Origin of the sequence: Nocardioides houyundeii, assembly GCF_002865585.1 — a bacterium.
Taxonomy (GTDB): Bacteria; Actinomycetota; Actinomycetes; order Propionibacteriales; family Nocardioidaceae; genus Nocardioides; species Nocardioides houyundeii.
Genome location: NZ_CP025581.1, coordinates 2,299,967 through 2,324,859, shown reverse-complemented (window position 1 = coordinate 2,324,859; position 24,893 = coordinate 2,299,967). Strand labels below are relative to the sequence as shown.

Below are 24,893 nucleotides of genomic sequence, written 5' to 3'. Positions count from 1 at the left end.
CGTTGCGAACCGTAGGTATGCTCGGGGGTGCCACACACCAAAGCAGGACTCGGAGACCTCGAGCGGGCCGTCATGGATGTCATGTGGGACCTGCCCGAAGGAGTCGACACCACGGTGCGCGAAGTCCACGCGCTGCTCGCCGACGACCGCGGTGTCGCCTACACGACGGTCATGACCGTGATGGATCGTCTCGCCCGCAAGGGCATGGTCGTGCAGGAGAAGGCGGGGCGCGCCTACCGCTACCGAGCGCGAGCCAGTCGAGCCGAGATGACCGCCGAGCTGATGCGGGGGACGCTCGCGGAGCTGGGGCAGGCCGAGCGTGCCCCAGCCCTGGTGGCCTTCGTGGAGGACGCCAGTGCGGACGAGGTCGCCGCCCTGCGTGCGGCCCTGGCTGCGCTGGACAGCTGAGGCGTCGGCGACGGCGCGATGACCCCCCTTCTCCTCGGCGCGCTCGCCGTGCTGCTGGCGGGCCCCGTCCCGGCCCTGATGGCGCGTTCCCGCCGGCTGCACCACACGCCGTTCTCCGCCATGGTGCTGTGGCAGGCGGTCGCCCTGGCGGCGGTGCTGGCGGCCCTGGGCTCCGGACTCTCCCTGGTCACCGACCACGCCTGGCGCCGGGCCGCCGAGCTGCCCTCGCTGCTGGTGGCCGGTGTGGCGCTGGCCGTCACAGCGCTGGTCGCCGGCCGGCTGCTGCTCAGCGGCCACCAGGTCGGCACCTCGCTGCGAGCCCTGCGTCGCCACCACCGTGAGCAGGTCGACCTGCTCGCCGACCGGGACTCCGGTGTGCACGTGCTGGACCACGCCGTACCGGTGGCGTACTGCCTGCCAGGCCGGTCGCGGGCACGGGTGATCGTCTCCGCCGCCGCCATGACGACTCTCCAGCCTCCTCAGCTGGCCGCGGTGCTGGCCCACGAGCGGGCCCACCTGGCCGCCCGTCACGACCTGGTGCTGGAGGCGTTCACCGTGCTGCACCGGGCGTTCCCCACCTGGGTCTCCAGCGATCACGCTCTCCGCGAGGTCCGACTCCTGGTCGAGATCCTGGCCGACCGTGCCGCACTCCGGGTCGGGCGGGCCCAGGACCTCGGCGGGGCGCTGCTCGCCATGGCCCAGGGCCGGGCGCCCGAGGGTGCGATGGGTGCCTCGGGCTCGGACCTGATCGAGCGGGTCCGGGTGCTGGCCGACCGCCGCCCCCGGCCCGCCCAGGGCGTCGCGCTGCTGGCCACGGCGTGGGCGGTGCTGGCCCTGCCGACCGCGCTGGTGGTGGCGCCCTGGCTGGGCTCGTTGTGACCTGAGGCGCACCCGGACCGCGGGGCGACACGCACCTGTGGTGCGTGTGACTGGTGTGACTGATCAACTACTGTCACGACCATGGCGACCCGTACGTCTTCCCCGCCGGGGTCGCGGAGCTCGAGCACGTCGAAGAAGGGTTCGAGCACCCGATCACGGAGTACAGGCTCCACCAGAGCCTCCAGCGCAAAGCGTCCTGCCCCGAAGACGGGCAACAAAGGGACAGCGCGCGGATCGACTGCGGCACGCCGCCCCGCGCCCCGAGCCGTGCGCAGCGGCCCCGGGCCGGTGGCCCGCGGCTTCGGCGTCCTCGGACGTGGCACGGTCGCGCTCTGGCTCGGCCTGGCGCACGGCGTCGGTGCCACCGCTCGCAGCGTGGGGCACAGTGCGCGCGACCTCGAGCCCGAGCACCGCCGCGACGGCGTAGGGCTCGCGCTGCTGGGCATGGCCCTGGTGGTCGCCGGAGCCGTCTGGTGGCAGCCGCCGGGCGGTGCCATGGACCTGGTCCGCTCGGTCACCGCGGGCTCGGTCGGCAAGGTTGCCTGGGCGGTGCCGCTGTGGCTGGCCTGGATCGGCTGGCGCACGCTGCGCGACCCCCGGCACAACGGGCCCGCCGGCCGTCAGGTGATCGGCTGGACGGCCCTCGTCCTCGGGGTGCTCGGCCTGGTCCACATCGCCAACGGCAACCCGCAGCCCGAGGTCGGCGACGCCTACGCCCTCCAGCAGGCCGGGGGAGCGGTCGGCTTCGTGGTGTCCAGCCTGCTGCTGGACCTGTTCCGCACCGCCTGGGTGGTCATCCCGATCCTGGGCCTGCTGGGCGTGTTCGGCCTCCTGGTCATCACCGCCACTCCGGTCTACCTGATCCCCGACCGCCTTGCCGAGCTGCGCGACCGGCTGTTGGGTCGCCACCACGACGACCTGGCCGACGAGGAGCCGACCCGGCCGATCCGTCAGCGCAAGTCCTCCGAGCCGTTGGACGAGGACATGGGCGACCCGGCGTACGACACCCCGGTGCTGGAGGACCGCGAGGTCCGCAAGCGCCGTCGCAAGCCGGACCCGGTCGACGTCGCCCTGGCTGAGGGCGACGAGGGGCTGGACATCCTGCAGCCCGGCGGCACCCCCGACGAGCCCACCGGCGAGGTGGAGCCGCCGCCGCACACCCCGCTGCCGCCTCGGGTGGAGCAGCTCGCCCTGTCCGGCGACATCACCTACTCGCTGCCCGTCAGCGACCTGCTGAAGCCCGGTTCGCTGCACAAGCCGAAGTCGAAGGCCAGCGACGCCGTGGTGGACCGCCTCACCCAGGTGCTGGAGGAGTTCGGCATCGACGCCCAGGTCACCGGCTACACCCGGGGCCCCACGGTCACCAGGTACATCGTGGAGCTGGGCTCCGCGGTCAAGGTGGAGAAGGTCACGGCGCTGTCGAAGAACATCGCCTACGCGGTCGCCTCCGCCGACGTCCGGATCCTCAGCCCGATCCCCGGCAAGTCCGCGATCGGCATCGAGATCCCGAACGTGGACAAGGAGATCGTCTCCCTCGGCGACGTGCTCCGCTCCAACACCGCCCGCTCGGACCACCACCCGCTGATCGCGGGCCTCGGCAAGGACGTCGAGGGCGGCTTCGTGGTGGCCAACCTGGCCAAGATGCCGCACCTGCTGGTGGCCGGCGCCACCGGCTCGGGAAAGTCGTCGTTCATCAACTCGATGATCACCTCGATCCTGATGCGGTCCACCCCCGACGAGGTGCGGATGATCATGGTCGACCCCAAGCGGGTCGAGCTCAACGCCTACGAGGGCATCCCGCACCTGATCACGCCGATCATCACCAGCCCCAAGAAGGCGGCCGAGGCGCTGCAGTGGGTCGTGCGCGAGATGGACATGCGCTACGACGACCTCGCCAACTTCGGGTTCCGTCACGTGGACGACTTCAACAAGGCCGTGCGCGCGGGCAAGGTGGAGGTGCCGCTGGGCAGCGAGCGCAAGCTCTCGCCGTACCCCTACCTGCTGGTGATCGTCGACGAGCTCGCCGACCTGATGATGGTGGCGCCGCGCGACGTCGAGGACGCCATCGTCCGGATCACCCAGCTGGCGCGAGCCGCCGGCATCCACCTGGTGCTGGCGACCCAGCGCCCCTCGGTCGACGTCGTCACCGGTCTGATCAAGGCCAACGTGCCCTCCCGACTGGCGTTCGCCACCTCCAGCCTCGGCGACAGCCGAGTCATCCTGGACCAGCCGGGCGCCGAGAAGCTCGTCGGGCAGGGTGACGGCCTGTTCCTGCCGATGGGCATGTCCAAGCCGATCCGCGTCCAGGGCTCCTGGGTCACCGAGGCCGAGATCCACACGGTGGTCGAGGCCTGCAAGCAGCAGCTGGAGCCGACGTACATCGAGGAGGTCACCGCGCCCGCGGCGGCCAAGCGCGACCTCGACGACGACATCGGGGACGACATGGACCTGGTGGTCCAGGCCATCGAGCTCGTCGTCTCCACCCAGTTCGGCTCGACCTCGATGCTCCAGCGCAAGCTGCGCGTGGGCTTCGCCAAGGCCGGGCGCCTGATGGACATCCTGGAGAGTCGCGGCGTGGTCGGTCCCAGCGAGGGCTCCAAGGCCCGCGACGTGCTGGTCAAGCCGGACGAGATCGACTCTGTGATCGCGACGCTGGAGGGAGAGTGATGGGCGCAGTCGAGAAGCACCTGGAGCACACGGGCGAGGAGGCGGTCGACGGACCGTCCCTGAGCCTGGCCGCGGACGTCGTCGAGGTGCGCCGCAACGCCGGCGTCGCCGCGGCCGTGGGCGTGCTGGCCTCCGCGCTGGCGATCGCCTTCCTGGCGCGCGCCGTGGAGACCGCCGCGGTGCTGGACTGGGTCCTGTTCGCGGTCCTGGGCGCGATCGGGACCGGTTGGCTGGCCTCGTTCGTCGACGCACGCACGCCCCTGCTGGTGGCCGACGCCCAAGGGGTGCGGCTGCGTCTTGGGCGCACCTGGCGAGGTCTGCCCTGGTCGGCGGTGGAGCGCGTGGAGCACCTGCCCCGCCGCGGGCTGCTGCGCGACGGCCGCCTTCGCGTGGTGCCCCGCAACCCGGACCTGCTGCTCGCCGAGCTGGACCGCAGCGGCTCCCGTCAGGCGACCCTGTCGACCAAGCTGTACGGCGGCCCCCTGGCGCTGCCGCTGGGCCTGACGACCCGCGTGCACGGCGCCGGTGACGACGTCGCGGCCGCCCTGGCCCGACTCGTCGACCGGGGTGCCGAGGTCGTCGTCCTGGACGAGGGGCCGGAGCGCCCCGACGAGGACCAGCAGGCCGCCGCGCTGGTCGCAGAGCCGGGCGCCGATCTCGTCGAGGACTTCGACGGCGGCTCCGAGGAGCGTCCGGGCGCGGACGTGGCGGACGAGACTGTCGTCCGTCCCCGGGTCCGGGACCCGCGGCCGCTGCTCGCCGGCGCCTTGTCGCGCGTCTCCGCGCGGCTTCCGTCCCGGGGGACCGACGAGGCCAGCGAGGCCGACGGGACCACCGGGGCCACCGGGGATGGCCCGGGCGAGCCGGACCGGGTGGACGAGCCCGAGGCCAGCAGCACGCCCGCGGCGGCCCGCGAGGGTGTCCCGGCGTCGCGCGCCGAGGTGCTGCACCGCTCCGCGGAGGACGAGACCCAGGTGCTTCCCCGTGCCCGGGTGGAGCTGGTGGAGGACGACCAGACCTGGGGCGACCGGGTCCGTCCGATCGCCCGCGAGGGCCAGCCGGTCGCACCGCTGGTCTTCCACGACTTCGTGGTGGAGCCCGCCGCCGACCCCGTGGTGGGGCCGGAGCTGCGCGCGGCCCGGACCAGGTTGTCGCTGAGCGTCGACCAGCTTGCCGAGCGCACCCGGATCCGTCCCCACGTGATCGAGGCCATCGAGGTCGACGACTTCGTGCCCTGCGGTGGGGACTTCTACGCCAGGGGGCACCTGCGGACCCTGGCCCGGGTGCTGGGGATCGACGTCGCTCCGCTGCTCACGGCGTACGACGAGCGGTACGCGCACGCCCCCATCGACCCGCGACGCGTCTTCGAGGCCGAGCTGGCGACGGGGTCCAACGGGTCGATCCGTGCCACCCGCGGTGGTCCCAACTGGTCCATCCTGGTCGCCGCGGTGATGGCGCTGGTGCTGGCCTGGTCCGTGGCGCGGCTGGTGATGGACTCCTCGCCCGAGGTGACGGGCACTCCGGTGCTCAACGGCTCCGGCGGCCCGCACGGCGGCAGCGCGGTGGTCGCAGACCCCGTGCCGGTGGTCATCTCCGCTCCCACCGGCGGCGCCCGCGTGGTGGTCCGGGACAGCTCCGGCGCCGAGGTGTTCCGAGGCAACCTGGCCATCGGCGAGAGCACGGAGGTCAACGCCTCTCCGCCGCTGCGGGTGCAGACCAGCGACGGGGCCGTCACGGTCGTCGTGGACGGGCGGGAGCGCGGCCCCGTCGGTGAGCCCGGACAGGCCGGACAGGGCACCTACGCCGGAGGCTGAGTGACGTGTCCGGCCTCACCGGGGCCGACCGGCCTGCCGAATCCGCTCAACCGCTCCGGGCGCGGCATACTCGTACCCCTATGACCACCGAGATCCGCCCCGAGACCGCACCGTCCGCACCGACCCCGATGAGCGTGGCCGTGGTGACGCTCGGATGCGCCCGCAACGAGGTCGACTCCGAGGAGCTGGCCGGACGGCTCGAGGCCGATGGCTTCGTGCTCGTCGCCGACCCGGAGGACGCCGACACCGTCCTGGTGAACACCTGCGGCTTCGTGGAGGCCGCGAAGAAGGACTCCGTCGACACCCTGCTCGACGCGGCCGACCTCAAGGAGCACGGCCGCCCCAAGGCCGTGGTGGCCGTGGGCTGCATGGCCGAGCGCTACGGCCAGGACCTCGCCGAGTCCCTGCCGGAGGCCGACGCGGTGCTGGGGTTCGACGACTACCCCGACATCGCGGCCCGGCTGCGCTCCATCGTGGCCGGTGAGAAGCACGTGCCGCACGTGCCCTCGGACCGCCGTCGGCTGCTGCCGATCTCCCCGGTGGCGCGTGACGCCACCGGAGTCAGCGTGCCCGGGCACGCGGTCCCGGACCTGGAGGCCGAGCAGTCGCCCGCCACCGGGCCCCGCGCGATGCGCCGCCGCCTGGACGGCGGCCCGATGGCCCCGCTCAAGCTTGCCAGCGGTTGCGACCGACGCTGCGCGTTCTGCGCGATCCCGAGCTTCCGCGGGTCGTTCGTGAGCCGTCGGCCCAGCGACGTCATCGCCGAGGGCCGGTGGCTGGCCGAGCAGGGCGTCAAGGAGCTCTTCCTGGTGAGCGAGAACTCCACGTCCTACGGCAAGGACCTGGGCGACCTGAGGCTGCTGGAGACGATGCTGCCCGAGCTCGCGGCCATCGACGGCATCGACTGGGTCCGGGTCTCCTACCTGCAGCCCGCGGAGACCCGTCCCGGGCTCATCGAGGCGATCGCCGGCACCCCCGGCGTGGTCCCGTACTTCGACCTCTCCTTCCAGCACGCCAGCGCCACCCTGCTGCGCCGGATGCGGCGCTTCGGCGACCCCGACAGCTTCCTCGACCTGCTGGAGCGGGTCCGGGCGCAGGCGCCGGAGGCGGGCGTCCGGTCGAACGTCATCGTGGGCTTCCCCGGGGAGACCGAGGACGACCTGCAGGTGCTCTGCGACTTCCTCGAGGCCGCGCGCCTGGACGTGACGGGAGTGTTCGGCTACTCCGACGAGGACGGCACCGAGGCAGCCGGCTACGAGGGCAAGCTCGACCCCGACGAGGTCGCGGAGCGGACCGCCCACGTCACCGCACTGGTGGAGGAGCTCAACGCCCAGCGGGCCGAGGAGCGGGTCGGCGAGCGCGTGGAGGTGCTCGTGGAGTCCCTCGAGGACGGTGTCGAGGGCCGCGCACGGCACCAGGGCCCGGAGGTGGACGGCACCACCCGCCTGCTCGACGCCCCCGCGAGCGTCAAGATCGGCGACCTGCTCGACGCGGTGGTCGTCGGCACCGAGGGCGTCGACCTGGTAGCGGAGCTCCCAGCGTGACCACCGAGAGCGTGAGGCCCAGCAACCTCAACGTGCCCAACGCGCTCACGGTGCTGCGCATCCTGCTCGTGCCGGTCTTCGGCTGGGCGCTGCTGCACGACGGGGGAGACTCCTCGGTGTGGCGGTGGGTGGCGTTCGCGATCTTCGCGGTCGCCATGATCACCGACAAGATCGACGGCGACCTGGCGCGCAAGCACAACCTGGTCACCGACTTCGGCAAGATCGCAGACCCGATCGCCGACAAGGCCATCACCGGCATGGCGTTCGTCGGGCTCTCCCTGGTGGGCGAGATCTGGTGGTGGGTGACGATCGTGGTGCTGCTGCGTGAGTGGAGCGTCACGCTGCTGCGCCTCTCGGTGCTCAAGGACGTCGTGCTGGCCGCGTCCCAGAGCGGCAAGATCAAGACCACCCTCCAGGCGCTCGCCCTCGGCGTGCTGCTGCTGCCGCTGCCCCACGGGCAGGCGCACGGGGGCGCCTTCGACGCCTTCGGGACGCCCGGGGAGGTGCTGTTCTACCTCGGCCAGGTGGCTCTGGCGGGAGCCGTGGCGATGACGATGTGGTCGGGCTACGAATTCTTCCGGGACGTGGTCCGGGCCCGGCGTGCGGCCTCTCCGGACGCGGCGGCCAAGTCACACCAGTAACAGCAGAATCTCCAGTTCGGTTATGGTGACTCGGATCACCAATCCATTCGAACGGGGATTCTCACTGTGTCAGCACACAATTTCTTGCCACGACGCCTTGCGGCGTCGGCCACCATCTCGGGCCTGGTAGCCGCGCCACTGGCGCTGGTAGCCGCAACGGGCGGCGCTGCGTACGCAGCGCCGTCGGTCGAGGTCAACATCGTTGCCGTCAACGACTTCCACGGCCGGATCAACTCCAACACCGCGAAGTGGGCCAGCACCGTGGCGGCCGTCTCCGCGGACACCACCACGCCGGCGAACACCCTCATGGTCGGGGCCGGTGACCTGATCGGCGCCTCCGAGTTCGCCTCGTCCGTGCAGGACGACCAGCCGACCATCGACGTGTTGAACGCGGTGGGGCTGGACGCCTCAGCCGTCGGCAACCACGAGTTCGACAAGGGCTGGGCCGACCTGCGCGACCGCGTCATCGGCCCCGGCGCGCCCGGCGACGCCAGCCGCAACGCGGACTGGGCCTACCTGGCCTCCAACGTCACCCTGAAGGCGAACGGCGAGACGGCCCTGCCGCCGTACTGGACGTTCACCCTGGACAGCGGGACCCCGGGTGACACCAGCGACGACCTCACCGTGGGTGTGGTCGGCGGCGTCACCGACGAGACGCCCTCACTGGTCAGCCCCGCCGGGGTGGCCGACCTCGCGTTCAGCGAAGAGGTCGCCGCCGCCGGGAAGTACGCCGACGCCCTCAAGGACGGCAACCCCGCCAACGGCGAGGCCGACATCGTGGTGGCCAGCTTCCACTCCGGTGCCGAGGTCGGCGCCGGCTCGAGCTTCGAGGCCGAGGTCGCCAAGGGCGGTGCCTTCTCCCGGATGGCCGCCATGACCGGCAGCGTCGACGCCATCCTCAACGGCCACACCCACCAGACCTACGCCTGGACCGGTGCCAAGCCGGGCGGTGGCACACGTGCCTACCTCCAGACCGGTGAGTACGCCGCCAACGTCGGCCAGGTCAAGCTCACGGTGGACGTCGGTGCCGCCGGTGGCCCGGCCGTCACCGGTGTCGGAGCCGCCAACATCAAGCGTGCCGAGAGCGCGGACCTGAGCAACCCGACGGTCAAGTCCGTGGACGACATCGTCAAGGCCGCGCTGGCCAAGGCCGGCGAGATCGGCAACCAGCCCGTGGGCCGGCAGAGCGCCGACATCACCCGGGCCTACAACGGGGTCGACGCGTCCGGCAAGCCGGCCGAGGACCGCGGCGCGGAGTCCGCACTGGGCGACCTGGTCGCCAACGCCCTGCGCGACGGAGTCCCGGCCGAGGTCGCCGCTCCGGACCTGGGGATCGTCAACCCGGGCGGTCTGCGGGCCGACCTGCTGTACGCCGGCTCCCCGGCGACGAACCCGGCCGACACCGACGGCGTGATCACCTACGCCGAGGCCAACAACGTGCTGCCGTTCGTGAACAACGTCTGGACCGTCGACCTGACGGGCGCCCAGCTGAAGAAGGTGCTGGAGCAGCAGTGGCAGCCCGCGGGCTCCCAGCGGTCCTACCTGCACCTGGGCCTCTCCGACAACGTCGAGGTCACCCAGGACCTCTCGCGCCCCGCGGGATCGCGGATCACCTCGGTGCGGGTCGACGACAAGTGGCTGCAGGACAGCAAGGTCTACAAGGTCTCCACGTTCTCCTTCCTCGCCACCGGCGGTGACAACTTCACCGCCTTCAAGGACGGCGCGGCCAAGGACACCGGTCTGGTGGACCGGGACGTGTGGCTGAAGTACCTCCAGCAGTCCCAGGCCCAGCCGATCGCCCCGGACTTCGCGCTCCAGCAGGTCCGGACCGAGAACCTCCCGGACAAGCTGACCGCCGGGGCCCAGATGAAGGTCAAGCTGGCCGACCTGGACATGAGCTCGGTCGGAGCCGTTCGCAACACCTCGGTCGACGTGGTGCGCATTCGTGACGGCAAGCGGAAGATCATGAAGTCCGTCAAGATGAACAACGTGGGCAGGGTCCGAGTCAAGTTCACCGTCCCGGCCGCCGACAGCATCGAGCTGGTGGCCCAGCCGTCGGGGACCACCGTGACCCGCAAGGTGACCCGCACCAAGCCCGCCCTCAAGGCGTTCCGGGTCTTCCCCAAGGTCGTCAAGGTCAACAAGACCAAGCCCCGCCTCCGGGTCTTCGTCAAGGCTGACAACAAGGGCAAGGTCGCGGGCAAGGTCCGGATCAAGGTCGACGGGCGCAAGTACTTCACCACCCTCACCAAGGTTCAGGGCAAGCCCAAGAGCCGGGCCAAGATCAGGCTGAAGGCGCTGCGCAAGACCGGCATGCACACGATCGAGGTCCGCTACGCGGGCAACGACAAGTACAAGGCAGTCAAGGAGACGTACAAGATCCGCGTACGTCGCCGCTGACCGCACCGCACGAAGAGGAGGGACCCGGGGCTGCCCCGGGTCCCTCCTTCGCGTCCCGGGGTGTTCGGCAGGACTTCACCTGGCCCTCTGTCGTCCCCGACGTTTGTCGTAGAGGATGCCAACCAGGACCTCATCTCATCTCTCGGGAGTCACCCATGGGCACTGCCCCGCCTCGTCGCCACCACGCATTCCCCGCCGCTCTCGGCCTGCTGGTTGCTGTCACCGCGCTGGTGCCCCTGAGCGCCACCGCGAACCCCGCAGGCACCGGTCTGGTGATCAGCGAGGTGTACGGCGCCGGGGGCAACAGCGGTGCGGTCCGCGACCAGGACTTCGTCGAGCTGTTCAACCCCACCTCCGCCGCGATCAGCGTCGCCGGGATGTCGGTCCAGTACCGCTCCGCAGGCAACGGCGGCACCGGCGTCACCGCGCTCACCGGGAGCGTCCCCGCCGGTGGCCACTACCTGGTGGGCCAGGCGGGAGGGACCGAGGGCACCGCCCTGCCGGCGGTCGATGCCTCCGGTCAGCTCAACCTGTCCGGCAGCAACGGGATCGCCTTCCTCGCCGAGGGCACCACCCCGGTCACGCTCAGGCCCGGCAGCTCGGTGGCGCAGGAGCGGGTGCTTGACCTGGTGGGCTTCGGCACCACGCCGAGCGTGTTCGAGACTGCCCCCACGGGCGTCGCCCTGACCAGCACCACGTCGGCGGCACGCCCGGCGGGGGACACCGACGACAACGCCGCGGACTTCACCACTGGCGCCCCCACCCCGACCAACGCCGCCGGGCAGACCCAGGCCCCCACGGGTCCCGGACCGGCGGACCCGGCCGCGCCGTCGGCGCGCAGCATCGCGGAGATCCAGGGCCCCGGGGACACCTCCCCGCTGCTGGGGACCAGGGTCTCCACCAGCGGGGTGGTGACCGCGGTGCTCGGGGACCCCTATCCGGCCAAGCTCGGCACGTACGGCGGCTTCGACGGCTTCTACCTGCAGACCTCGGGCACGGGCGGCGGGACCGACCCGACCCCGTCGGCCTCGGACGCGGTCTTCGTCTACGTCGGCTCGTCCCCGCTCACGGGCGTCAGCGTCGGCGACTCGGTCCAGGTCACCGGGGAGGTGGCGGAGTTCTTCGGGTTGACCCAGGTCGTCGCCGACGGCGCCGGCGTGGTCGAGCTGGCCACCCCGCTGGCGCCGGTGACCGCGCTGGAGACGGCGTACCCGACGACGGACGCCGGCCGGGAGGCCCACGAGGGCGAGCTGCTCACCCTGACCGACGAGCTGACCGTGACCAACAGCTTCGCCACCAACCAGTACGGCGAGATCGGTCTCGCCACCGGCGGCACGCCGCTGGTCCAGCCCACCGAGGCCGTGCGCGACGACGACGCGGCCGGGCTGGCCCGGGTGAAGGCCGACAACGCGGCGCGAGCCGTGACCCTGGACGACGGCACCGGGATCAACTACCTGACCAACGACTCCCCGCAGCAGGACCTGCCACTGCCGTGGCTGAGCGCCACGAACCCGGTGCGCGTCGGAGCGCGAGCCACGCTGACCGCCCCCGTCATCCTGGACTACCGCAACAGCACCTGGAAGCTCCAGCCGAGGCGGCCGGTGACCGACGAGGGCACCGACACCGCGACGTTCCAGGACACCCGCGCCACCAACGCCGCCCCGGCGCCGGTGGGCGGAGACCTGCGACTGGCGACCTTCAACGTGCTCAACTACTTCAACACCACCGGAGAGCAGTACGTCGCAGCGGGCGCGGCCCAGTCGCCGCCGGTCGAGACCGCCTGCACCTGGTTCGAGGACCGGGACGGCAACCGGATCGGCAACCGGTCCTGCGGCGTCGGCACCGGCTCCGGCAACGACGGCAGGGGGCCGCGAGGTGCCGCGACCGCTGCGAGCTTCGGCCGGCAGCAGGCCAAGCTGGTGCGCGCCATCAACACCCTCGACGCCGACGTGGTGGCGCTCGAGGAGGTCGAGAACTCGATCAAGCTGGTGGGGGAGGCCGACCGCGACGACGCCCTGGCCTCGCTCGTCGCGGCGCTCAACGCCGACGTCGGGTCGCGGCGGTGGCGCTTGGTGCCCTCGCCCCGGGAGGCTGTCGCTCCGGCGGCGGTGAGTCAGCAGGACGTCATCCGCTCCGCGTTCATCTACCAGCACCGCGCCGTCCGTCCGGTCGGGAGGTCCGACCTCCTGCTGGACACCACGGAGTTCGCCAACGCCCGGGAGCCGCTCGCCCAGGCCTTCCGTCCCCGCGGCGCCGGCAGGCCCGAGACGTTCGCCGTGATCGCCAACCACTTCAAGTCCAAGGGTGACAGCACTCCGCCGGCCACCGGCGACAACGCCCAGAGCCCCGACACCGGGGCGTTCAACGGCGACCGGGTGCGGCAGGCCATCCGGCTCGGCGAGTTCGCGACCCAGTTCGCCGCGGCCCGCCGCGCCAGGGCCGTCTTCCTGGTCGGAGACTTCAACTCCTACAGCCAGGAGGACCCCATGCACGTGCTCTACGACCGGGGCTACGCCCCGATCGAGTCGCCGGGGGAGGAGACCTACTCCTACGGCGGCCTGTCGGGTTCCCTGGACCACGTGCTCGGCAACCCGGCCGCCCTGGCCATGGTGACCGGCGCCGACATCTGGAGCATCAACTCCGGCGAGTCCCCGGCGTACCAGTACAGCCGCTTCAACTACAACGTGCGACAGCTCTTCAGCGCTGCCGACCCCTTCGCCACCTCCGACCACGACCCCGAGCTGGTCGGCCTGGCGACCCGCCGGACAGTCCCAGCCTCGGTCCGTGCCCGGGTGGCCCCGCGCGTGGTCCAGGTCGGCCGCGGTCGCGCTCGGCTGACGGCGGTGGTGCGCTCCTCGCGCGGTGCCCCGACGGGCATCGTGCGGGTGCTCCTCGGCGGCCGGACCGTGGGTCGGGCGGAGCTCGCCCGGGGCCGGGCGGTGCTGTCGGCGGGACCGTTCTGCCGCGCCGGGGTGCGGCGGATCGTCGTGGAGTACCTCGGTGACGCCACCACGAGACCCGGGCGCACCACGGTGTCCGTGCGGGTGAGGGGGCGACGGTGAGCGGGGAGCAGGGCGACGTGCATGAGCTGCTGAGGCTGCTCGGCGACTCCGACGCGACCCTGTCGGTGGCGGAGTCCCTGACCGGTGGGCTGCTCGCCGCAGCGGTCACCGAGGTACCGGGAGCCTCCGCGGCCTTCGTGGGTGGGGTCGTCGCCTACGCGACGCGGGTGAAGTCCGAGGTGCTCGGCGTCCCTGCCGAGGTGGTCGCCACCGACGGGGTGGTCTCGGCCAGCTGTGCCGAGGCGATGGCCGTGGGGGTGCGTGCGCTGCTGGGGAGCACCTGGGCGCTCAGCACCACCGGCGTCGCCGGTCCCGGGATCCAGGAGGGCAAGGCTGGCACGGTCTTCGTCGGGATCGCCGGGCCGGACGGCGTCACCGCGGTGCGGCTGGCGCTCTCGGGCAACCGCTGGGAGATCCAGGAGGAGACCTGCCGACGAGCCGTCGACCTGCTCCGGGACCGGCTCGGGGACACGAGGGTGGGGGAATAGCCGGCGTGCTTTCTTCCTTCCGGTAGCGTGGGCTCTACGACTCGATCCCCGGAAGGACGTCCGCATGGTGCTGTTTCGTCGGTCTCTCGGCGAAGTCCTCCGCCACAAGCGGATGGAGCTGGGCATGACGCTGCGCGAGGTCTCCGCGCAAGCCCGTGTCAGCCTCGGCTACATCTCCGAGATCGAACGTGGTCAGAAGGAGGCTTCCTCGGAGCTGCTGGCCTCGTTGTGCGCCGCCCTGGACATGCCGCTCTCGCTGGTGCTGCGCGAGGTCAGTGAGGTCGTAGCCCAGGAGGAGGCGCTCACCGCGGCCACCCGCCTCGAGGTGGCCCGCCCGCTGCCGACCAACGACGTCGTCGCCTCCGCCGCCTGAGGCCTGTGCCCGCCGCTGCTCCTGGCGAGTCGTGGAGGAGCGCTCAGCCCGGCTGGCAGTTGGCGCACCAGTACGCCGCCCGCTCGCGGCCCACCGGACCGACCATGTCGACGCTCACCGCGGTGCCGCAGCGCAGGCAGCTCTCCTGGCGATAGACCCAGGTACGTCGGTTGCGCCGCAGGTCGCCGGTGGTGGACTGCTCGGCGCGCTCCTTGTTGGCCTCCAGCATCAGCTTGGCCCGCCGCACCATGCGTCGCATGTCGGGCACGTCCCCGACGGGCGACGTGGGGGCGACGCCGCTGGTGAAGCAGAGCTCGGCGGCGTACATGTTGCCGACCCCGGCCATGCAGGTCTGGTCCAGGAGGGCCTGGATGACCGGCCGGGACGGGTCGGCGGTGATGCGTCGTAGCGCCTCATCCTCGTCCCAGCTCTGCCCGAGCAGGTCCGGCCCGAGGTGCCCGACCGCCAGGTGCTCGTCCTCGCGGGCGAGCAGCTCCACGATCCCCAGGGAGAACCCCACCGCGACGCGGTCGGCGGTCTCCAGCACCACGCGGGCGCTGTGCGTGGGTCGGCGCCAGGTGCTGCCGCGGGTGTAGGCCTGCCACGCTCCCTCCATCTTGAGGTGGGTGTGCAGGGTCCACTGCCGATCGGCGTCGATGCGGGTCAGCAGGTGCTTGCCGCGACTCGCGGTGTTGCGGACCCTGCCTCCCGCGAGGTCGTGGGTGGCCAGCTGCGGCACGCGGAAGTCGGTCGAGACCAGCTGGTGGCCCGCCAGGGCCCGATCCAGCAGCCGGGCGGTCCGCCAGACGGTGTCTCCTTCAGGCACGCATCCTCAGCCCCTTCGGTGTGGCGACGAATCCGGCCTCCTGCAGCGCCAGGCGCAGCGGGGTGCCACCGGCGCCGAGCAGCTGCTCGCCGTCGGCCTTCTCAACGGTCAGTCGTCCCAGTGCACCACGGCGGGCGGCATCTGCCAGCGTGGCGGCGGCCGGGATGAGCATCTCCGGCTCGTCGGACCAGGTCAACAGCGTGCGCCCACCACGCTCGACGTACATCACCAGCTGGCCGTCGACCAGGACGACGACGGCGCCCGCCTTGCGGCCGGGACGGTGCCCACCCGTCGACTCCGGCCAGCCCAGCGCCGCCCCGTAGGGGTTGGCGGGGTCGGTCGCGGCCAGGGCCAGGGACACCGGGTCATCCCGTTCGTCGGGTTCGCTGTAGGTGCGCAGCCGGTCGACGGCGCCGGCGGTCCCGAACTGGGCGGCGCCGAGGCCCTCGACGAAGTAGCCGCGACGACAGCGTCCGGAGTCCTCGAAGGCGGACAGCACCTTGTAGACGGCCGCGAACCCTCCGACCACTCGCTCGCTCACCACGGCGCCGCGGGTCACGACGCCGTGCCGCTCGAGCAGGTGCTCGGCGCCGGCGTGCGCGCGCCGCGTCGGGTCCGTGTCGCGAAGGGGGAGCAGGGACCAGCGACCGGCGGTCTCCGGCGGGCCGCCCCGGCTCGGCATGCGCCCGGTGCGGGGCGGTGGCCGCCGGGTGCGGTGGCTGGCGGTGCCCGATCGGACCAGGGCGCGCAAGGGCACCAGGGTGTCGTTGGTGACCCGGCCCGACCAGACCAAGCCCCACAGGGCGGCGCTGAGCTGAGCGTCGGACATTGAGCCGACCTGGTCGGCGAGCTGGCGGTAGAACCAGGCGCCTCCGGGCTCCAGGGTCGCGAGCAGACGCAGCTGGAGCTCGTCCAGCTCGGTGTCGTCCGCGTCGGGCAGGGTGAGCGGAGCCTGGTCGGCCAGGTGCAGGCTGACCCAGCCGTCGCTGCCCGGCAGCGGGGCGTGCCCGGCCCAGACCACCTCGCCGGAGGCGGTCAGCTCGTCGAGGAAGGCCGGTTGGTAGTCGCGCACCCGGGCGGCCAGCACGAGGGGCTCCAACGCACTGGCCGGGACGGCGCACCCGGCCAGCTGGTCGATGGCGCTCAGCACCCCGTCGACGCCCCGCAGCCCGCCACGCTGCGTCACCACCTTCTGCCAGGCGGGCAGGAAGCGCGCCAGCGTGGTCTGGGTGACGGGCTCGACCTCCTTGCGCAGCCGGGCCAGGGACCGCCGGCGCAGCTTTCGCAGCACCTCCGTGTCGCACCACTCCGGACCGGCGCCGGAGGGGCGGAACTCGCCGTCCAGCACGCGGCCCCGGGCCGAGAGCCGCTGCAGCGCGTGGCGGGCCACCGCCTCGCCGATCCCAAAGCGGTCGGCCACGTCGGCGGAGGTGAACGGCCCGTGGGTGCGGGCGTACCGCGCGACCAGGTCGCCCACGGGGTCCTCCTGGGGCTCGGTGAACACCACCGGGGTGCCGGCCGGCACCGGGACCCCGAGGCCGTCGCGCAGCCGGGCGATCTCCTCGATGGTGCACCACACGGGCCGGCCCGCCATCCGCACCTCCGCGACCCGCCGGGCCAGGCGCAGCTGCTCCAGGGCAGCCGGGACGTCGACGCCCTCCACGGTGCGCCGGGTGATCTCCTCCGCGCTCTGCGGTCCGAGCAGCCGCAGCAGGTCGGCGATGGCCTCGACGTCCCGGGCCCGGCGTTCGGGCACCAGCCACTGCAGCTCCGCCTCCACCTCGCCGAGCACCTCGGGATCGAGCAGCTCGCGCAGCTCGGCGCGGCCCAGCAGCTCGGCCAGCAGGCCCTGGTCGAGACTCAGGGCGGCGGCACGTCGCTCGGCGATGGGGAGTCGCCCTCGTACATGAACTGCGCGACGTAGCCGAAAAGCAGGGTCCGGGCGTAGGGCGAGGGCTGCGTGGTGGCCACGTCGACCACGGTCACCTCGCGCCGCTGCACCGCCTTGAGCAGCGAGACCAGGGCCGGCAGGTCGTAGACGTCCTGGAGGCACTCGCGCACCGCCTCCAGGACGATGGGGAAGGAGGGGTACTGGGAGGCGACCTCGAGCAGCTGGGCGCTGCGCTGACGCTGCTGCCACAGGGGGCTGCGTCGCCCGGGATCGCGCCGTGGGAGCAGCAGGGCGCGCGCGGCGCACTCGCGGAACCGGCTCGCGAACAGGGCCGAGCCTCCGACCTCGGTGGTGACGAGCTGCTCGATCTCCTCGGGGTCGAAGACCACCAGGTCCGCGCCGGGCGGCTCGTCGTCGGCGTCGGGGATGCGGATGACGATGCCGTCGTCGGAGGCCATCGCCTGGCCGTCGATGCCGTACCGCTCCCGCAAGCGGGCGTTGATGGCCAGCGCCCACGGCGCGTGCACCGGCGTGCCGTAGGGGGAGTGGACGACCAGGCGCCAGTCACCCAGCTCGTCGCGGAACCGCTCGACGAGCACCTGGCGGTCGCTGGGCAGCACGTTCGTGGCCTCGAGCTGCTCGGTGAGGTAGTGCACCAGGTTGGTCGCGGCGTACTCGTCGAGACCCTGGGCGCGCGCGGTCGCCACCGCCTGACTGGCTCCCATCGCGGCCAGCTCACGGCAGAACCGACCGATCGCGGCACCCAGCTCCGCGGGCCGACCCAGCGTGTCGCCCTTCCAGAAGGGCAGCCGGCCCGGCACCCCGGGCGCGGGGGTGACCAGCACGCGGTCGTGGGTGATGTCCTCGATGCGCCAGCTCGTGGCGCCGAGGGCGAACACGTCTCCCACCCGGGACTCGTAGACCATCTCCTCGTCCAGCTCCCCGACCCGGCGACCGGTGCCCTCGCCGACCAGGTAGACGCCGAAGAGGCCGCGGTCGGGGATGGTGCCGCCGCTGGTCACCGCGAGCCGCTGGGCGCCGGGCCGCGAGGTGAGCGCGCCGGTCACCCGGTCCCAGACGATGCGCGGTCGCAGCTCGGCGAACTCCTCGCTCGGGTAGCGGCCGCTGAGCAGGTCGAGGGTGGCGTCGAAGGCGCTGCGGGGGAGGGCGGAGTACGAGGCCGCGCGGCGGACCAGGTCGAAGAGCTCCTCGACGTCCCACTCCTCCAGCGCGGTGGCGGCGACCACCTGCTGGGCCAGCACGTCCAGCGGGTTGGTGGGGACCCGCAGGCTCTCGATGTCGCCACTGAGCATGCGTCGGACCGCCACCGCGGTCTGCGCGAGGTCACCTCGGTGCTTGGGGAACAGCACGCCGCGACTGGTCTCACCGACCTGGTGGCCGGCCCGCCCGACGCGTTGCAGGGCGCTCGCCACGCTGGGCGGCGACTCGACCTGGATCACCAGGTCGACCGCGCCCATGTCGATGCCGAGCTCGAGGCTGCTGGTGGCCACCACGCACGGCAGACGACCCTGCTTCAGGTCGTCCTCGATCAGGGCCCGCTGCTCCTTGGAGACCGACCCGTGGTGCGCCTTCGCGATCACCGTGGTCGAGCTCTGTGCGGTGCCGGACTGGGCCATCACCTGGGCCGGCACGGCCAGCGGTGGCCGCGCCGGCACGGTCGAGGACTGCTCCTCCTGGGTGGCGGCGGCCCGTTCGCCGGCGATCTCGTTGAGGCGGGCGGTGAGCCGTTCCGCGAGCCGGCGGGAGTTGGCGAAGACGATCGTGGAGCGGTGCTGCTCCACGAGGTCGACCACCCGCTCCTCCACGTGCGGCCACATCGACTGGCTCCGCCGGGGATCGCCGGCCTCCTCGTCGTACTCCTCGGGGGCGGTCATGTCCTCCACGGGGACGACCACCTTGAGGTCCCACTGCTTCTCGCTGGGCGGCGCCACGATCTCCACCGGCGCGGTCCCGCCCAGGAAGCGCGCCACCTCCTCCAGCGGACGGACGGTGGCGCTCAGGCCGATGCGCTGGGCTGGGCTGGGCAGCAGCGCGTCGAGCCGCTCCAGGGTCAGGGCCAGGTGCGCGCCCCGCTTGGTGCCGGCGACGGCGTGCACCTCGTCGAGGATCACCGTCTCGACCCCGCGCAGGGACTCGCGTGCCTGGCTGGTCAGCATCAGGAACAGCGACTCGGGGGTGGTGATCAGGATGTCGGGCGGACTGGTCGCCAGCTTGCGTCGCTCGGCCGGCGGCGTGTCCCCGGAGCGGATGCCCACCCGGACCTCGGGGAGCTCGGTGCCGAGCCGGGCCGCGGTGTGGCGGATGCCGGTGAGCGGGGCGCGCAGGTTGCGCTCGACGTCCACGGCGAGCGCCTTCAGCGGGGAGATGTAGAGCACCCGGCAGCGGTGCTTGGGGTCGGAGGGGGGTGTCGTCAGCAGGGAGTCGATGCCGGCCAGGAAGGCGCTCAGTGTCTTGCCCGAGCCGGTGGGCGCCACCACCAAGGCGTGGCGGCCCTGGCGGATCGCCGTCCACGCACCCTCCTGGGCGGGAGTGGGGCTCTCGAAGGCAGCGCGGAACCACTCACGGGTGGGAGCACTGAAGTCGTCGAGCGCGGGCACCGTGTCATCTTGTCACCGGGCACCCCACGACCCCGGGCCGGTGAACGGGAAACCCGGCTGCGACCTGTCGGCGCCGGTGCGTAAGGTCGGCGCCGTGACAGAGTCCATGATCCGCGCCACAGCACTGCGCAAGTCGTTCGGGACCTTCGAGGCGGTCAAGGGGATCGACGTCGACGTACGGCGTGGCGAGGCCTTCGGGTTCCTCGGCCCCAACGGCGCCGGCAAGTCCAGCACCATGCGGATGATCGCCGCGGTCAGCCCGGTGACCTCCGGTGAGCTGCGCATCCTGGGCCTGGACCCGGCCGTCGACGGGCCCACGATCCGGGGTCGGCTCGGGGTGTGCCCGCAGGAGGACACCCTCGACAACGAGCTCAACGTCTTCGACAACCTCTACATCTACGGCCGCTACTTCGGCATCCCCAAGGCCGACGTCCGGTCCCGGGCCGAGGAGCTGCTGGAGTTCGTGCAGCTCACCGATAAGCGCAAGGCGCGGGTCGAGGACCTCTCCGGCGGCATGAAGCGCCGTCTCACCATCGCGCGGAGCCTGATCAACTCACCCGACCTGCTGCTCCTGGACGAGCCGACCACGGGTCTGGACCCGCAGGCCCGACATGTGCTCTGGGACCAGCTCTTCCGGCTCAAGCACGCGGGGGTGACGCTGGTGCTCACCACCCACTACATGGACGAGGCGGAGCAGCTGTGCGACCGCCTGGTGGTGATGGACAAGGGGCTGATCGTGGCCGAGGGGAGTCCGCTCGAGCTGATCCGGCAGAACGCCACCCGAGAGGTGACCGAGCTGCGCTTCGGCGCCGGCGAGAACGAGCGGGCGGCGGAGAAGGTGAGCGACCTCGGCGAGCGGATCGAGGTGCTGCCGGACCGTCTCCTGGTCTACTCCGACAACGGCGAGGAGGTCGTGGCCAAGGTGCACGAGCGAGGGCTGCGCCCGGCGGCGGTCCTCGTGCGCCGCTCCACCCTGGAGGACGTCTTCCTCGCGCTGACCGGCCGGACGCTGGTCGACTGATGGCGACCAAGCTCTCCCCGGTCGAGGGGGCGGCCCGCCAGGTCGACTACTGGTGGACGGTGTTCAAGCGCACCTGGCGCGGGGGTGCCATCTCCAGCTTCGTGGCCCCGCTCTTCTACGTCGTGGCCATGGGCGTGCTCCTGGGCGGGTTCATCGAGGGCGACCCGAGCCGGCTGGAGGGCGCGACGTCCTACCTGGACTTCGTCGTCCCCGGCCTGGTGGCCAGCCACGCCATGCAGATCGCGGTGGGCGAGACGACGTATCCGGTGATGGGCGGCATCAAGTGGCACAAGACCTACCTGGCTCAGATGGCCACGCCCCTGTCGGTCCGTGACATCGTCAACGCGCACCTGGGGTTCGTGCTCTTCCGGGTGGCCTCCGCGTGCGCGGTGTTCATGCTGGTGCTGGCGCCCTTCGGTGTGTTCGCGACCTGGTGGGGCGCGGTCCTGGCCTGGCTGGCCCAGGTGCTGGTGGGGATCTGCTTCGGCTGCCTGGTGATGGCCTTCAGCGTCCGGCTCCGCTCCGAGGAGGGGTTCGGCGTGCTGTTCCGCCTCGGAGTGGTGCCGCTGACGCTCTTCTCCGGCGCCTTCTTCCCGATCGACAACCTGGGGCCGGCGCTGAAGTGGGTGGCTGTGGTGACTCCTCTGTGGCACGGGGTCGACCTGTCCCGCATGCTCTGCCTGGACCACGTGGACGCGGGTGCGGCGCTGGTGCACGTGGCGGTGCTGGCGGTGCTCACCGTCGTGGGGTGGCGCCTCGCGGTGACCGGTCTCGAGAAGCGGCTGGAGGTCTGAGGTGGCGATCATGGGCCAGACGGTGATCCCGTCCCCGCTCACCCCGGTGCAGGCCGCCAGGCTGCTGGTGCTGCGCAACTACATCACCTACCGGTCGGCGTGGAAGCTCTTCCTCACCGGCTTCCTGGAGCCGGTGTTCTACCTGTTCTCCATCGGGGTCGGCGTGGGCCAGCTGGTGGAGGGCTTCGAGCTGAACGGAGAGCCGATCTCGTACGCCGCGTTCGTGGCTCCCGGGATGCTCGCGGCATCGGCGTTCAACGGCGCGTTGATGGACTCCACCTACAACGTCTTCTTCAAGCTCAAGTACGACAAGCTCTACGACCAGATGCTGGCTACGCCGCTGACCACCAGGGACGTCGCGCGCGGCGAGATCGCCTGGGGCCTGATCCGCGGGTCGACGTACTCGGCGGCGTTCCTGCTGGTGATGGCGGCGATGGGGCTGATCAGCTCCTGGTGGGCGGTCCTGGCCTTGCCCGCCGCGATCCTGATCGCCTTCGCGTTCTCGGCCGTGTGCATGGGGCTGACGACCTACATGAAGTCCTTCCAGGACTTCGACAAGATCACGCTGGCCCAGCTGCCGCTGTTCCTGTTCTCGGCCACCTTCTTCCCGGTGACCGAGTTCGGTGACGGGGCACTGCGCTGGCTGGTGGAGGCGACGCCGCTGTACCGCGGCGTGGTGCTGTGCCGCGAGCTCACCACGGGCGAGCTCTCCTGGGCGTCCGGGGTGAGCGTGGTCTACCTGCTGCTGATGGGGCTGCTCGGTCTCGCGATCGTCCGGCGGCGGCTGGACCTGCTGCTGCTGAAGTGAGGGGCGTCTGGATCAGGGCAGGGTGACGAGCAGCTTCTGGTACCAGGCGACATCGATCCACTGGTCGAACTTGTAGCCGACCTCGCGCATCTGTCCGACCTTCTCGAAGCCCGTCGCCAGGTGCAGCCGCTCGCTGGCGGGGTTGGGCAGGGCGACCAGGGCGATCGCGGTGTGCACCCCGGAGACGGCCATGGTCTCCAGCAGGGCGGGGTAGAGCAGCTTGCCCACTCCCAGGCCACGGACCTTGCGGTCCAGGTAGATCGAGGTCTCCCGGGTCAGCTGGTACGCCGGGCGGGGCCGGTAGGACCAGGAGTAGGCGTAGCCCACGGCCACGTCGTCGGAGTCCACGGCCACGAGCAGGTGGTCGCCGGGGTGCTGGCCGTCCAGGCGGGCCCGCCAGTAGTCGAGATCGGGCGGTTCCAGGTCGAACGTGGAGGTCGAGTGCTCCACGGCCTGGGTGTAGATCGAGGAGATCACCGCTAGGTCGCGCTCTTCTGCGGATCGCGTGGCGAAGGATGACATGAGTGCATCGTTGCAGGTGCGGCACTGGTGCACTGCGGCTGGTTGAATGTGCCCGTGCCAGCTGCCGAGGAGATCGTGCCGGAGACCAAGGACTGGACCTGGGTCCTGGATCGTCGCTGCCCGGAGTGCGGACTGGTGTCGAGCGACCTTGAGTTCGCCTCGCTGCCCGGCCTGCTCAAGGAGAGTGCGTTGCGCTTCGGCGACGCGATGCGGCACGTCGGCGACGTGCGACTGCGTCCCGATCCCCGGACCTGGTCGGTGCTGGAGTACGCGTGCCACGTCCGCGACGTGCACCGCGTCTTCGCCGAGCGGTTGCGCGCCATGCTCGCCGCCGACCGGCCCACCTTCGCCAACTGGGACCAGGACGCCACCGCCGTGGAGTCCGCGTACGCCACCCAGGACCCGGTGGAGGTGGAGGTCGAGCTGCTCGAGGCCGCCGCGGAGGTGGCCGCCCTGTACGCCGGCGTGACCGCGGAGCAGCAGGAGCGGAGCGGGCTGCGCAGCAACGGCAGCGAGTTCACCGTCCGCACCCTGGGGCAGTACCACCTCCACGACGTGCTGCACCACCTGCACGACATCGGCTGCGACGACGTGGGCCGCGCATGAGGCACACCGAGCTCCGGGCCCGCCTCGAGGCGGTGCTGGGTCGTGAGGCCAGCTCCTGGTCCAAGCTCTTCGTGATCACCGAGCTCGGCTCCCGCACCGTCGAGGAGGCCCTGGAGGACGGGGTCCCGCCCAAGCAGGTGTGGGCGGCGGTGTGGCGGGTCCTGGAGCTCCCCGAGTCCGCGAGGTGACCAGTCGGCTCGAGTCCGAGCAGGTACGGCGGATCCAGCGCCGGACCGTCCGGGTCCTCGTGGTGGGCCAGGCGCTGGGGGCGGTCGGCATCACCATCGGCATCGCCACGGCCTCCTTGCTCGCCCGTGACATCTCCGGCTCCGAGGGCCAGGCCGGCCTGGCGCAGACGGCCCAGGTGCTCGGGGCCGCGTTCGCCTCCTACTTGCTGGCCCGCCTGATGGCCGCTCGCGGCAGGCGACTCGGCCAGGTGACCGGGCTGCTGATCGGCGCGTCCGGGGCGCTGCTCGCGGTGGTCGCCGGCGTGCTGGACTCGATGGTGCTGCTCCTCGTCGGCGCTGCCCTCCTCGGGGCCACCACGGCAGCGAACTCCGGGGCGAGGTACGCCGCGACCGACCTGGCGCCCGACGCCACGCGCGCGAAGGCGCTGGGGACGGTGGTGTGGGCCACCACGGTGGGCGCCGTGCTGGGGCCCAACCTGACCGGTCCCGCCGCGGCGCTGTCGCGTCGGCTCGACATCCCCGAGCTCACCGGGCCGTTCGCCCTGGGGGCGCTCAGCATGCTGCTCGCCGCGGCGTTCCTGGGGGTCTTCCTCCGCCCGGACCCGCTGCTGATCGCGCGCGACCTGGCGGCGGAGCAGCCGCGGGTCCCCGCAGGGCGCTCGTGGCAGCGGGCGTGGCAGGTGGTGCGGGCCACGCCGGCGCTCGCCGCCGCGATCGGGGCGCTCGCCTCCGCGCACGCGGTGATGGTGGCGGTGATGATCATGACGCCGCTGCACATGGAGCACGGCGGAGCCGCGATGGACCTGGTGGGCTTCGTGATCTCGGTGCACGTGCTGGGCATGTACGCCTTCTCGCCGCTGGCCGGCATCGCCGCGGACCGCGCGGGCCGTCCCGCGGTGCTGATGGCGGGGGCAGTGGTGCTGCTGCTGGCGCTGCTGCTGTGTGGGCGGGCCCCGGAGGGACACTCCGCCGGGATCACCGTGGGCCTCTTCCTGCTCGGCCTCGGCTGGTCCCTGGTCACCGTGGCCGCCTCCACGATGATTGCCGAGCTCACCCCGCTGGACGCTCGCACCGACGTCCAGGGCGCGGCCGACATGGCGATGGGTCTGATGGCCGCGGCCGCGGGCGCGCTCGCCGGGGTGGTGGTGGGGGCTTGGGGCTACCCGGCCCTGAACGTCTTCGCGGCGTTCCTCACCGCCGGGGTGGTCGGCGCCGGCCTGGTCGCGCGACGCGTCACGGGTCCGCCCGCCGTACCGACCGGGGCGCCGCTGGACCCCAGCGCGACACGCGGGCGCGGGAAGTCTTGATCGAACACCTGTTCGGGCTACGCTGGGTGCACAGGT

General features: G+C 72.1%; 18 protein-coding genes and 1 pseudogene. 16 read left to right on the top strand and 3 right to left on the bottom strand.

Going from position 1 to position 24,893, the window contains the following annotated elements:
* Positions 1–27: 27 nt before the first annotated feature.
* The 10 genes from C0R66_RS11155 to C0R66_RS11110 all read left to right on the top strand — a co-directional run bounded on the left by C0R66_RS11155 (position 28) and on the right by C0R66_RS11110 (position 14,276).
* A complete protein-coding gene (locus tag C0R66_RS11155; protein WP_101524762.1) occupies positions 28–408 on the top strand; it encodes a BlaI/MecI/CopY family transcriptional regulator in 381 nt (126 codons plus the stop codon).
* An 18-nt stretch (positions 409–426) separates the two neighbouring features.
* Positions 427–1,287 carry a M56 family metallopeptidase gene (locus tag C0R66_RS11150; protein WP_101524761.1) on the top strand — a complete coding sequence of 287 codons (861 nt, stop codon included), beginning with the start codon at positions 427–429 and terminating at the stop codon, positions 1,285–1,287.
* An 81-nt stretch (positions 1,288–1,368) separates the two neighbouring features.
* Entirely contained in the window at positions 1,369–3,954 is a 2,586-nt protein-coding gene (locus tag C0R66_RS11145) for an FtsK/SpoIIIE family DNA translocase (protein WP_101524760.1), read from the top strand.
* Entirely contained in the window at positions 3,954–5,768 is a 1,815-nt protein-coding gene (locus C0R66_RS11140) for a helix-turn-helix domain-containing protein (protein WP_101524759.1), read from the top strand. The genes C0R66_RS11145 and C0R66_RS11140 overlap by 1 nt, the downstream gene beginning before the upstream one ends.
* 128 nt (positions 5,769–5,896) lie before the next feature.
* Positions 5,897–7,312 carry a 30S ribosomal protein S12 methylthiotransferase RimO gene (gene rimO, locus C0R66_RS11135; RefSeq protein WP_199286928.1) on the top strand — a complete coding sequence of 472 codons (1,416 nt, stop codon included), beginning with the start codon at positions 5,897–5,899 and terminating at the stop codon, positions 7,310–7,312.
* On the top strand, positions 7,309–7,953 hold the full coding sequence (gene pgsA, locus C0R66_RS11130; RefSeq protein WP_101524757.1) for a CDP-diacylglycerol--glycerol-3-phosphate 3-phosphatidyltransferase: 645 nt from the start codon (positions 7,309–7,311) through the stop codon (positions 7,951–7,953). The genes rimO and pgsA overlap by 4 nt, the downstream gene beginning before the upstream one ends.
* Positions 7,954–8,037: 84 nt before the next feature.
* A complete protein-coding gene (locus C0R66_RS11125) occupies positions 8,038–10,353 on the top strand; it encodes a bifunctional metallophosphatase/5'-nucleotidase (RefSeq protein ID WP_158648005.1) in 2,316 nt (771 codons plus the stop codon).
* A gap of 155 nt (positions 10,354–10,508) precedes the next feature.
* Positions 10,509–13,415 carry an ExeM/NucH family extracellular endonuclease gene (locus C0R66_RS11120; RefSeq protein ID WP_101524755.1) on the top strand — a complete coding sequence of 969 codons (2,907 nt, stop codon included), beginning with the start codon at positions 10,509–10,511 and terminating at the stop codon, positions 13,413–13,415.
* Positions 13,412–13,903: a CinA family protein gene (locus tag C0R66_RS11115; protein WP_101524754.1), complete on the top strand. Its 492-nt coding sequence runs from the start codon at positions 13,412–13,414 to the stop codon at positions 13,901–13,903. The genes C0R66_RS11120 and C0R66_RS11115 overlap by 4 nt, the downstream gene beginning before the upstream one ends.
* Positions 13,904–13,967: 64 nt before the next feature.
* Complete coding sequence (locus C0R66_RS11110) at positions 13,968–14,276, top strand: helix-turn-helix domain-containing protein (RefSeq protein WP_101524753.1); 309 nt, start codon at positions 13,968–13,970, stop codon at positions 14,274–14,276.
* Positions 14,277–14,319: 43 nt separating this feature from the next.
* Here C0R66_RS11110 and C0R66_RS11105 read toward each other — a convergent pair whose 3' ends face one another.
* The gene (locus C0R66_RS11105) at positions 14,320–15,102 is read right to left on the bottom strand and encodes a DNA-formamidopyrimidine glycosylase family protein (RefSeq protein WP_101524752.1); all 783 of its coding nucleotides are present in this window, start codon (positions 15,100–15,102) and stop codon (positions 14,320–14,322) included.
* Positions 15,095–19,611 (bottom strand): annotated as a pseudogene (locus tag C0R66_RS20295) (ATP-dependent helicase). The gene C0R66_RS11105 and the pseudogene C0R66_RS20295 overlap by 8 nt, the downstream one beginning before the upstream one ends.
* A gap of 94 nt (positions 19,612–19,705) precedes the next feature.
* Between C0R66_RS20295 and C0R66_RS11095 the strand changes: the two are divergent.
* From C0R66_RS11095 to C0R66_RS11085, 3 genes are read left to right on the top strand one after another with little or no spacing between them, the layout of a single operon-like run.
* Positions 19,706–20,632, top strand: coding sequence for an ABC transporter ATP-binding protein (locus C0R66_RS11095; RefSeq protein WP_476703554.1), 927 nt, complete (start codon positions 19,706–19,708; stop codon positions 20,630–20,632).
* Positions 20,632–21,426 (top strand): ABC transporter permease, encoded by a 795-nt coding sequence (locus C0R66_RS11090; protein ID WP_101524750.1) that lies wholly within the window; start codon positions 20,632–20,634, stop codon positions 21,424–21,426. The genes C0R66_RS11095 and C0R66_RS11090 overlap by 1 nt, the downstream gene beginning before the upstream one ends.
* A gap of 10 nt (positions 21,427–21,436) precedes the next feature.
* Entirely contained in the window at positions 21,437–22,234 is a 798-nt protein-coding gene (locus C0R66_RS11085) for an ABC transporter permease (protein WP_101526199.1), read from the top strand.
* Between the two features lie 12 nt (positions 22,235–22,246).
* On the opposite strand, the gene C0R66_RS11080 is transcribed toward C0R66_RS11085, so the two are convergent.
* Positions 22,247–22,756: a GNAT family N-acetyltransferase gene (locus C0R66_RS11080; protein WP_101524749.1), complete on the bottom strand. Its 510-nt coding sequence runs from the start codon at positions 22,754–22,756 to the stop codon at positions 22,247–22,249.
* A gap of 54 nt (positions 22,757–22,810) precedes the next feature.
* On the opposite strand from C0R66_RS11080, the gene C0R66_RS11075 reads away from it, so the two are divergent.
* Genes C0R66_RS11075 through C0R66_RS11065 form a run of 3 tightly spaced genes read left to right on the top strand, consistent with a single transcriptional unit; the run spans position 22,811 to position 24,857 of the window.
* Complete coding sequence (locus tag C0R66_RS11075; RefSeq protein WP_101524748.1) at positions 22,811–23,362, top strand: DinB family protein; 552 nt, start codon at positions 22,811–22,813, stop codon at positions 23,360–23,362.
* On the top strand, positions 23,359–23,550 hold the full coding sequence (locus C0R66_RS11070; protein WP_101524747.1) for a DUF3046 domain-containing protein: 192 nt from the start codon (positions 23,359–23,361) through the stop codon (positions 23,548–23,550). The genes C0R66_RS11075 and C0R66_RS11070 overlap by 4 nt, the downstream gene beginning before the upstream one ends.
* On the top strand, positions 23,547–24,857 hold the full coding sequence (locus C0R66_RS11065) for an MFS transporter (protein WP_101524746.1): 1,311 nt from the start codon (positions 23,547–23,549) through the stop codon (positions 24,855–24,857). The genes C0R66_RS11070 and C0R66_RS11065 overlap by 4 nt, the downstream gene beginning before the upstream one ends.
* The last annotated feature ends 36 nt before the right edge of the window (positions 24,858–24,893 follow it).

Excerpts from the sequence above, each read along its gene's own strand:
- C0R66_RS11150 (WP_101524761.1), top strand. The coding sequence starts at position 427 with ATGACCCCCCTTCTCCTCGGCGCGCTCGCCGTGCTGCTGGCGGGCCCC.
- C0R66_RS11145 (WP_101524760.1), top strand. The coding sequence starts at position 1,369 with ATGGCGACCCGTACGTCTTCCCCGCCGGGGTCGCGGAGCTCGAGCACG.
- C0R66_RS11140 (WP_101524759.1), top strand. The coding sequence starts at position 3,954 with ATGGGCGCAGTCGAGAAGCACCTGGAGCACACGGGCGAGGAGGCGGTC.
- rimO (WP_199286928.1), top strand. The coding sequence starts at position 5,897 with ATGAGCGTGGCCGTGGTGACGCTCGGATGCGCCCGCAACGAGGTCGAC.
- C0R66_RS11120 (WP_101524755.1), top strand. The coding sequence starts at position 10,509 with ATGGGCACTGCCCCGCCTCGTCGCCACCACGCATTCCCCGCCGCTCTC.
- C0R66_RS11110 (WP_101524753.1), top strand. The coding sequence starts at position 13,968 with ATGGTGCTGTTTCGTCGGTCTCTCGGCGAAGTCCTCCGCCACAAGCGG.
- C0R66_RS11090 (WP_101524750.1), top strand. The coding sequence starts at position 20,632 with ATGGCGACCAAGCTCTCCCCGGTCGAGGGGGCGGCCCGCCAGGTCGAC.
- C0R66_RS11085 (WP_101526199.1), top strand. The coding sequence starts at position 21,437 with ATGGGCCAGACGGTGATCCCGTCCCCGCTCACCCCGGTGCAGGCCGCC.
- C0R66_RS11080 (WP_101524749.1), bottom strand. The coding sequence starts at position 22,756 with ATGTCATCCTTCGCCACGCGATCCGCAGAAGAGCGCGACCTAGCGGTG.
- C0R66_RS11070 (WP_101524747.1), top strand. The coding sequence starts at position 23,359 with ATGAGGCACACCGAGCTCCGGGCCCGCCTCGAGGCGGTGCTGGGTCGT.